Consider the following 7,126-nt stretch of genomic DNA (forward strand, 5'->3'; position numbering starts at 1 on the left):
CCCATCCCACAAGAGTTATTTTTTCTTGTGGGATGGGCCGAAGAGCCCGTCCTATTTATTTTTGCAAGAGGTCTAATACCTAGAAGGTAGCAAAGAAGACTTTTCAAACATCCTCTTAAACCTCGCCCCACACCTGGGGCACTTGGACAACAACCTCAACCGATGCTTCTCACACCCTGCCGTTGGCTTGAACTGCCACTTCATCCGATAACAAGGGGACTCGGCATAAGGAGAAGCGATCGCTCATTCATTGCCTCCCAACTTCTCCAGCAATGTCTGCCACCCATCAATCTGCTGCTGTAATTGCTGCTTGGGCGATCGCGCTTGGCAAGATGAGGAAATGCGATCGCCTTTCGTCGATTTTAGATACACAAATTGCTGCTGTTGTCTCACGCCTCGAAGCTTCTCCCCGTTGCGTGCAAGTGCGAGATTTAGGCGATCGCTGGGGTTCCTGCGGGCACAAGGGAGATTTATATTTTCATTGGCCAGTGGCGATGCTACCGCGAGTGATGATTGAGTATCTGGCGATTCGCGAAATGGTGCATTTGATTGAACCGCACCACAATCATGCGTTTTGGGATAGAGTCGAGCAGATTTTGCCAGATTCCTTTGAAACGCAAGCGCTGGTTAGCTGAGAATGGCGTGAATTATGACCTTTAGCGATGGAGGAAAAGTGGAGGCGATTTTTCTGTTTATTTGCAGCCAGCACACAAATAATTTGGCAAGCGGCAATTCACGAGTGCAGTCAACTGCTGTAGCGGTTCGATGCGTCGGGGTGTTTGTGTTGTCGGATTTTTAATGCCGATCGACCCATCGGCTCATCCGATCGATAAAAGTACGATCGCCCAAGCTATTTTTAAACTGAATAACAACAGGGAATGGTGATTAGCTATGATGGCAAATCTCTCGGCGCGCTGCTATGCGGGCGATCGCGATTTAGATGCGATCGCCCATTTAATCAATACTTGCGAAGAAGTCGATCGACTCGATCAAGGCACTTCCATCTCGGAACTACAACAAGAATTTAACGCACCGTCCCTAGATGTAGCGCGCGATATCCGCCTTTGGGAAGATGCGGAGGGAAAATTAATCGGTTTTGCTCAGTTGTCGCTTTCTGAACCGGGCGAAGTAATTGACGGTTGGCTGCGGTTTCGCGTCCGCCCCGACGCGCGCGGAGGCGATGTGGAAGCAGCCGCGATCGCCTGGGGTGAAGTGCGGATGCGCGAGGTGTCTGCGATGCGGGGCGGGCGCGTGAAGCTGCGAACCTACGCTCGCGCTGAGGATTGCGATCGCATTTCTGTGCTGGCAAGTTGCGGTTTTAAGGTTGATCGCTATTTTTGCCGCATGGCGCGATCGCTCTCTGAACCGATCCCAGAACCGCACTTTCCCGAAGGTTTCGCGCTGCGTCAGTTCCCCGGCGAACAGGATGCGGCAGCTTGGGTAGAAATGTTCAACCAGTCGTTTATCGATCACTGGAATCATCGCGATTTAACGGTAGATAAATTTAAGCACGAGTTAGCTAAACCCGATTACAGAAATGATTTAAACTTGATTGCTGTTGCTGATGACGGCACATTTGTCAGTTTTTGTTACTGCGAGATTAGTGTGCAAGAGTGCGATCGTACCGGGCGCAATGAAGGCTGGATTGCTTCTCTCGGCACTCGGCGCGGCTTCCGCAAAATGGGATTGGGACGAGCGATGTTGCTGGCTGGTTTGCATCGACTGAAAGCTGCCGGTGTGGCTACTGCTATTCTCGGCGTCGATGCTGAAAATTCCTCAGGTGCATTGCATCTTTACGAGTCTGCTGGCTTCCACAATATTCGCGACAGCATTTCTTATGTTAAGGATGTTTGATCGATGTTACAGTTCGCGATCGCACTCCCACCCTAGAAACCGGGTTTTTTACCGCATCTGCGGGTTGCAGCGACATATTTTCCTGAACAAACCCGGTTTCTCGCCACTCGACGCGACGATCGCACTCCCACCCTAGAAACCGGGTTTTTTACCGCATCTGCGGGTTGCAACGACATATTTTCCTGAAAAAACCCGGTTTCTCGCCACTCGTGTAAGTTTTATCTAAAAAACTTTTCCCACCCCCTTGACAACTGTGTATTACGTATGTAGTATAAAAGTATGGAAAGCACAGGACAAGCAAAAACTTGTATTTTCCGTACCGCTGCTGAACCTTGAAAACTGAATAAACGATCGAAATTTTAAGGAACATCAATTTGAAAGTCTTGTAACAGAGACTGAATTGTCATGTTGTGACTGTACACCACAGTGTTCGGCTACAAACTGACTCAATCTGAGCCAGATATTGTACCGAATCAGCCTCATTTAAACGAATTTAATGCGGATGCAGAACAGACAAGTTCTGCCCAAGTCGAAGCAACCAAAAAGGCTAAGGAAATCCGCAATGTCAAACAAGCTTATCACTTAGAACGGCGTTTATTTCAGTAAAGATTATCAGATTTCGTGAATCTTTACCGATACTGGCAATTTGCCAAGTCTCACAAAAAGCCAAGATCGAGAGCAGATAAGCTACTAATCCAAAATCCAAAATTGCTCTAGGAGGTATCGGTAATGGTTCACATTCGTTTTGAAGGACGTTCCTACGATCTGGCAGAAGACCAACTGGGCATCTGGGCCGGAATGAGCGACAAGGCTATTCAGGAACGTCTGGCAAATCATTTTGATGTCAAGAGCGATCGCTTCGAGTCTTACGTTCTCGATCGCCGTCCCAGCGGTGATTTAATTGTCCGCCCAGAAGCTGTTTACGGCTAGAAATTCACTGAAAGCACGTATTAGGCAGCGCACCCCAACTAAAGAAGCTTACAAACTGGAAACGTTCGACTTAAAATCGAATTGTAGGTTCAATTCCTACTTGCCGCGAGGCTGAAAGAAAGCTTCTCTGACTTGTGCGCTGCCTTTTATAGCTGAATTTTTTATATCTATCCGGCGCTTAAAAGTTCCACTTCGCGCCCCAACAAAGGAAGCTTACATACTAGCTGATTGGTATAGCAATTCCTTCATAAGGAAAAGGTCGCGGGTTCAACTCCTGCGTATGTGCAAACGGCTTTCTTAACTTGCGCGAAGTGACTTTTAATGCTATAAGCTCTTGTTGTTAATTCAGGATAAGAATTAAGTAATCCTGTTTGTATTGAAGACTTCCGTCCTCAAAAATAAATTGGGTATTAGCCATGAGAAAAAGACTGGCAATTTACCGATCGCCCAAGGAGATAGACAGTCTGATTCATGCCTTCCAAGAAGGCAACCTGTCGCGAAGTCAATGGACGCACGAAGCACATTTAACCGTTGCCCTGTGGTATCTGTGTTATGACTCGGAGCAAGAAGCAATCAATGCGATTCGCAATGGTATTAAACGTTACAATTCGGTTCAAGGAATTGAAACCACAAAAGATAGCGGGTATCACGAAACACTAACGATGTTTTGGGTGCGAACTATTCGCCGGTATCTCGCCGATGAAAGCCAAAATCGCTCGATCGTACATCTGGCTAACGGTTTGATTGCAAAATATGCCGATCGCACTTTACCATTTCGCTATTACACGCGCGAGCGCCTGATGTCTTGGGAAGCTCGGATTAATTGGGTGGAACCAGACAAAAGAGCGATCGACTTAGAACAAGTTTCCCAGAAATAATTGAAAATAGCAGTTGTTGCCGCGCCCCAATTCGGAGAGCTTACATACCAACCTGAAAAGGTTATAAAAAAAAAGCTCGCCCAACTTGCGCGGTGACTATTACATTCATTGCCAAGTGTGCAACAACTGCCACCGCTGATTTTTGGATATTCCTTACAATCCAAAATCGAAAAACGAAAAACGAAAATCGAAATGGGAGGTAGCACCAATGGATGTATTAGAACGCGATTTACGTTTGGAAATGCTCAACAGTCTGCTCACCACTCCTCACCGTCAACTGGAAAAGGTGGCAGAAATTCACAAGTTAATTATCGAATTAGACCCAATATTTTACGGCCATTTAGCAGTGTGGTATCAACGTCACGGCGACGTGCGCGATCACAAGGAAGTTTTTGCCGGAAATTTGCTGACTTCGGCGCTGACGGAACACCGAGATGCCGGTTTTATGATGCTGCAAGAGTTCCCTCCCTACGAGGTTTCGCGGATTGTGGACTTTATGAAGCAGCACCAGAATAAGGTGCCCCGCAGCGCGCGCACTGCTGTCACTCGCTATCTGAAATCGCGGGAAAAGAATGCACAGTTTTTCGATCGCGCAGCCATCCGCAACCGCAAGGCGATGAAGCATTTGTACGCAACGCTGCACGTCAAGCCGAGCGATCGCGCTAATGCTATCCTGTTTAAAGACAATCCGCCGTCCGACTCTCTGGCATTCGTTTTGAAGCAGTTGGCAAAGGCGGCGACACCTGCGGAACAGGCGAATTTGATTGTTGAGTACAAGATTCCGTATACGATCGCAGTTGGTGCGATCAAACAGCTAACGCCAACGGTTTTGGCCGCGCTGATTAACTCGATGTCGCCGCAGGAAGTCATCAACAATTTGAAATCGATTCGGTCGCGCGGCGCGATGGATCACCCGGAAGTCAAGCAGTTGATTGACTCGAAGCTGGATGAAGCGGCAAAGTGCGATCGGGTTTCTGCTTACAAAGCGAGTGTGGCGGGCGCGGGCGCGAACTTCGACGCAGCAACGGCGGCGAAGCTGGAAGCGGTGACAAACGAACAGGTGAAGAAGCGCGGCAAGATTGCTAAAGCAACCGGTTTGTTGATTGACAAGTCGGGAAGCATGGAAAGTGCGATCGACGTTGGAAAGCGTCTCGCTGCTTTGATTTCCGGCATTTCCGAGGCTGCACTGTTCGTTTATGCCTTTGACACCATGCCGTATCCAGTGCAAGCAAACGGCAGCGAATTGACAGACTGGGAACGCGCTTTCAAACACATTCGCGGTGGCGGCGGCACAAGTTGCGGTTGCGCGGTGGAAGCAATGCGAATTAAAAAGCAGGTTGTCGAGCAATTCATTATCGTAACAGATGAAGGCGAAAACTCTTCACCTTACTTCGTGGATGCTTACCCGAATTACTGCCGCAGTTTGGGGGTAAATCCTGATGTTCTGATTGTGCGAGTTGGTGATTGGTGCGAAGATGTTGAGAAGCACTTAAAGGACAAACAAGTATCGGTGGAAACATTTACGTTTGCGGGTGATTATTACTCCTTGCCGAATTTAGTGCCGATGTTGAGCCGTCCTTCGCGGCTGGAATTGTTGATGGAAATTCTCGACACGTCGCTGCCTGTGAGGGATGACAAGTGATAGAATGGGATTGCCCGTCAGTTATGCTGGTGCGCAATCCTGATTTTATTATCGGATATGAACATAGTCCATGAACAAAAAACGACCGGATAATAGGCTAATAATTTATGATAATACAAACCAGCTTCCTTATGGAGTCCAAGTCGCGGTTATTCTTGATGAAACAGATAATTTTGACTTTGCTGGCGAAGCTTCTCTACTACTTGACGATAAACAGTCTATTGTCCGTGTAGTCCCGGGAAAAGATACACTATAATGGACGAATTTCGCAAAAGCTCGATCTCTATGTGGAATGGTTTGCAACTGTGGAGGAAGCTGAAGAAAAAAAATCTAAACTATTACTAGCTCTACTTTGGGCTGCCATATCTAGAAAACATCCACTGCTTCTTGACTACCAGACTTCACTTATCTACGATCGCACCCAACATGGCGGAACCATAGGTGGAGTAAGCGCTCAGTTACATTTGAAGATGAATAGCTGTAGATTAGTGGAGCTTGTCAACGAAATTTTTTCTGATGAGAATATCGAGGTGGAGGAGAAACTCTTGGTATCTATGGAATTGTTTACATCAGCAAGATTAGAAACAAGTGATCGTGCTAAGTTCGTTGGACTTGTCTCTGCTCTTGAACCACTAGCTCAACCAGAGCATTACGCCAATCAAGAACTTGAGAAGTTAGTTAATAGTTTTGTCAAGCAGTTAACTGATACATCGATTCCAGACAACATCAAGCGATCGGTAGAGGGTCGGATTCGTGCTCTGAAGAAAGAATCAATTTCTCAAGCAATGCAGCGTATTGTGCAGGAGTCTATTCCGGCACATGAAAAAGCTGTTAGTATCATCAAAGATGCCTATAACATTCGCAGCACAATTTTACATGAGGGAGCAACAGATGCGGACTTAGAACAAAAAAGCAATGAGATTGAAAATATTATCAGGCAAATATATTCTCACCGCCTTAAGCGTGATTTGTTCATTTCTCCTCAAAAATAAGCCAGGTATCGCCATTATTTAGCTAATAGGATATTGTAAACAAGTGGAGAATCTTTCGCAAATTATACTACATTTTAGCTGTGGATAGACAAGAGCGATCGCGCTTAAGCTAAACTAGAATTATAGTCAATCAAACAGGTACAACCTCATGGCTAACATAAAAACCGATCTTTTCCTCCCTGATACACTCTATAACCAAGTATCCATCCTGGCAAATGAGATGCAGATTCCTGAAAAACAACTGTTTATTCTAGCAATAGAAGACTACTTGCGTCGCCATCATCAACAAGAACTCCTCAAAAGCATCAATGAAGCGTATGCAGATGGACTAGATCCGTCAGAAAAAGTTATGTTGGAGGGAATGCGTCAACATCATCGATATTTGGCAGAAACAGAATGATAATTCGTCAGGGAGATATCTACTGGATAGATTTAGGACAGCCAATAGGTTCGGAACCCGGTTATCTCCGTCCTTATGTCGTGATTCAAAACGATGTCCTGAACAGTTCCCAAATCAGAACTGTAATTGTTTGTGCATTGACTACTAATCTCAGACGAGCTAAGGCGATGGGTAATGTATTACTTGAAGCCGGAGAAGCTAATCTAGGAGACCAAAGTGTAGTGAATGTGTCTCAAGTTTTGACAGTAGATAAAGCTTTCTTGGTAGATAAAATTGGCAGAGTTTCTCAGGATAGAGTCCGACAAATTCTAGCAGGGTTAGCACTTGTAACTAAGCCAATGGAAATAGATTCAGTTGACACTCCCCTGCCTAAAGGCGAGGGGATTCTTGGATCAGCCAGTCGATTTGCTCATTGATGTCACCATCAGCG

The 7,126-nt window shown here is 46.2% G+C and carries 11 protein-coding genes and 2 tRNA genes; 12 read left to right on the forward strand and 1 reads right to left on the reverse strand.

Annotated features, from left to right (window positions below; genetic code table 11):
- Nucleotides 1-272 precede the first annotated feature (272 nt).
- The 3 genes from QUB61_RS36705 (at nucleotide 273) to QUB61_RS36715 (ending at nucleotide 1,854) form a co-directional block, all read left to right on the forward strand.
- A complete protein-coding gene (locus QUB61_RS36705) occupies nucleotides 273-635 on the forward strand; it encodes a YgjP-like metallopeptidase domain-containing protein (protein ID WP_333135956.1) in 363 nt (120 codons plus the stop codon).
- Between the two features lie 14 nt (nucleotides 636-649).
- Nucleotides 650-799 carry a hypothetical protein gene (locus QUB61_RS36710; RefSeq protein WP_333135954.1) on the forward strand — a complete coding sequence of 50 codons (150 nt, stop codon included), beginning with the start codon at nucleotides 650-652 and terminating at the stop codon, nucleotides 797-799.
- Between the two features lie 92 nt (nucleotides 800-891).
- Complete coding sequence (locus QUB61_RS36715) at nucleotides 892-1,854, forward strand: GNAT family N-acetyltransferase (protein WP_333135952.1); 963 nt, start codon at nucleotides 892-894, stop codon at nucleotides 1,852-1,854.
- A gap of 32 nt (nucleotides 1,855-1,886) precedes the next feature.
- Here the strand turns inward: QUB61_RS36715 and QUB61_RS36720 are convergent, their stop codons facing one another.
- A complete protein-coding gene (locus QUB61_RS36720; RefSeq protein ID WP_333190381.1) occupies nucleotides 1,887-2,030 on the reverse strand; it encodes a hypothetical protein in 144 nt (47 codons plus the stop codon).
- Nucleotides 2,031-2,280: 250 nt separating this feature from the next.
- Here QUB61_RS36720 and QUB61_RS36725 point away from each other — a divergent pair, with 250 nt between their 5' ends.
- From QUB61_RS36725 to QUB61_RS36765, 9 genes are all read left to right on the forward strand, one after another.
- A complete protein-coding gene (locus QUB61_RS36725) occupies nucleotides 2,281-2,460 on the forward strand; it encodes a radical SAM protein (RefSeq protein ID WP_333135950.1) in 180 nt (59 codons plus the stop codon).
- Nucleotides 2,461-2,583: 123 nt separating this feature from the next.
- Nucleotides 2,584-2,784, forward strand: coding sequence for a hypothetical protein (locus tag QUB61_RS36730; protein ID WP_333135948.1), 201 nt, complete (start codon nucleotides 2,584-2,586; stop codon nucleotides 2,782-2,784).
- Nucleotides 2,744-2,892: transfer RNA gene (locus QUB61_RS36735), tRNA-OTHER, on the forward strand. Before QUB61_RS36730 ends, QUB61_RS36735 begins: the two co-directional genes overlap by 41 nt.
- Nucleotides 2,893-2,998: 106 nt before the next feature.
- A tRNA-Met gene (locus QUB61_RS36740) sits at nucleotides 2,999-3,070 on the forward strand.
- Between the two features lie 130 nt (nucleotides 3,071-3,200).
- Nucleotides 3,201-3,662 (forward strand): hypothetical protein, encoded by a 462-nt coding sequence (locus QUB61_RS36745; RefSeq protein ID WP_333135946.1) that lies wholly within the window; start codon nucleotides 3,201-3,203, stop codon nucleotides 3,660-3,662.
- Between the two features lie 208 nt (nucleotides 3,663-3,870).
- Complete coding sequence (locus QUB61_RS36750; RefSeq protein ID WP_333135944.1) at nucleotides 3,871-5,304, forward strand: hypothetical protein; 1,434 nt, start codon at nucleotides 3,871-3,873, stop codon at nucleotides 5,302-5,304.
- Between the two features lie 287 nt (nucleotides 5,305-5,591).
- Nucleotides 5,592-6,296 (forward strand): hypothetical protein, encoded by a 705-nt coding sequence (locus QUB61_RS36755; RefSeq protein ID WP_333135942.1) that lies wholly within the window; start codon nucleotides 5,592-5,594, stop codon nucleotides 6,294-6,296.
- 220 nt (nucleotides 6,297-6,516) lie between these two features.
- Complete coding sequence (locus QUB61_RS36760) at nucleotides 6,517-6,696, forward strand: hypothetical protein (RefSeq protein WP_333135940.1); 180 nt, start codon at nucleotides 6,517-6,519, stop codon at nucleotides 6,694-6,696.
- Complete coding sequence (locus QUB61_RS36765) at nucleotides 6,693-7,112, forward strand: type II toxin-antitoxin system PemK/MazF family toxin (RefSeq protein WP_333135938.1); 420 nt, start codon at nucleotides 6,693-6,695, stop codon at nucleotides 7,110-7,112. Before QUB61_RS36760 ends, QUB61_RS36765 begins: the two co-directional genes overlap by 4 nt.
- The last annotated feature ends 14 nt before the right edge of the window (nucleotides 7,113-7,126 follow it).

The organism is Microcoleus sp. C2D2 (genome assembly GCF_036702495.1).
Taxonomy (GTDB): domain Bacteria; phylum Cyanobacteriota; class Cyanobacteriia; order Cyanobacteriales; family Microcoleaceae; genus Microcoleus.